A 1,698-nucleotide genomic window follows, 5' to 3' on the forward strand; every position below is an offset into this window, starting at 1 on the left:
GAAAGTCAGATCTACATCGGGACTGCTGCTACATACGATGGGAAAAATTGCCATTGCATTAATTACTCTAATTTTTAACTAAGGAATCAAATACTGATTCGGATAAATATTAAATTATGTGTTTTAAGAATCCGTTTAAAGATAAAGATGATATCTGTTTTTTTGCTGCTATAATTTGCACTGCTATAGCGAATGGGGTAGCAATTGGATTACCTAAAAGTAATATTCTAGGTTTGACTGCAATATTAGCATTTGCTTTAAATATGTTTATAACGAAAAGAGGCATAAAAGGTATACCTCTGATTATATTAGCTATTATCATTATCTATTTTTATCTAATTAAATAAAAAGCGAACAGATTTGAGGCAAATTCGGTACGGAAAAGAATATATTTAGGCACGGATTACACGGATTAACACGGTTGTTTTACGTAATCATAGCACTAAAACCGTGAAATCCGTGTAATCCGTGCCTAATCCTCAATTTATAATTTTGTTCATTTCCGTGCGGAAAGAAACAAACTGAAAACAACCGGAGCTTCGGATTGATCCCCTATTTCATATAGAAATCAGCGGGATTGAGTAACTTCTACATAAAAGTTTTAGGGCATTCTATTGTCATCTGTCAGACTTTAGTGGTTAAAATGTTGTAATACAGTTATTTGTGTCATGACAATAAGCCTGATAATAAGGCTGACAATAGAAAACAGGTGTTTTATTGTCAGCCCATTACCCAAAGATAAATCCTGCGATTTAAATATCCTCTCTTTCTCTTTGCATTTTTTGAGCGCTCACTTTGCTTATGACAACTAATCAAAGTCGTTGTGCCATACCAGTAAAACAGTTGTGCCAACGTAGTGACACAACCGTGCCAATACGGTGGCACAGCTGTGCCAAGCCTTTGGCACAACCGTTTCCAATAGAAGAAACAACAGTTCCAAGCAAGGAAACGACAATTCCATAAACACGAAACAACAGCTTTCTACAGATGAGCAAGTAAAAACATCCGCCCTGTCATTTATCCCCTTCAAGATTCGCAAGAATAAGGGAACTCATTGATGCATCCTATCAGAATTGAAAAAAGAGGCTGACAATAAAACGCCTGTTTTTCTATTGTCAGCCTTATTATCAGGCTTATTGTCATGACACAAATAACTGTATTGCAGCATTTTAATCACTAAAACCTGACAGATGACAATAGAATCTGCTTAATTTTCAAATGTATATATCCCCATAATAGATGTTTTAACTTCTAATTTGTAACTTTTTCTATGATGACTAATCTTAAGAATCTCCAATATCAAAATTGGGCTGCCAAAGAATCCCTTCTTCGGCAGCCCTTCTTCATTGAGAATCAAAAAAACAGAGAGAGTAAGATATACTTTATTCCTGACCTCCCCCTAGAGCACGGTATAGGTTAATTAGACTTTGTATTTCGGTAAAATGATTGGCTGTCTGTGACAGTTGTGCACTGAGCAATGACTGTCGGGCAGTAAGTACTTCCAGATAAGTCGTATTGCTATGTTCCATCAACAGGGAAGTGCTTCGCACCGCTGTTTTCAGAGAAGCGACCTGTTTGTCCAGCAAGATTCTTTTCCCTTGGCTGGTGGAAAATATAAAGTCACTTGACCCACTATTATACTCCCACTTGACCCATCAAAAATATATTAGAATTAAGTAGAGAAAAATGCATTTTAAC

Annotated in this window: 1 protein-coding gene and 1 pseudogene; both read right to left on the reverse strand. The window is 36.2% G+C overall.

Annotated elements, in window-relative coordinates:
• Positions 1 to 109: 109 nt before the first annotated feature.
• On the reverse strand, positions 110 to 322 hold the full coding sequence (locus BLW31_RS24635; RefSeq protein WP_147343259.1) for a hypothetical protein: 213 nt from the start codon (positions 320 to 322) through the stop codon (positions 110 to 112).
• Between the two features lie 1,060 nt (positions 323 to 1,382).
• A pseudogene (locus BLW31_RS23680) lies at positions 1,383 to 1,613 on the reverse strand (TolC family protein); the annotation flags it as partial.
• Between the last annotated feature and the right edge of the window lie 85 nt (positions 1,614 to 1,698).

The organism is Bacteroides faecis MAJ27 (genome assembly GCF_900106755.1).
Taxonomy (GTDB): Bacteria; Bacteroidota; Bacteroidia; order Bacteroidales; family Bacteroidaceae; genus Bacteroides; species Bacteroides faecis.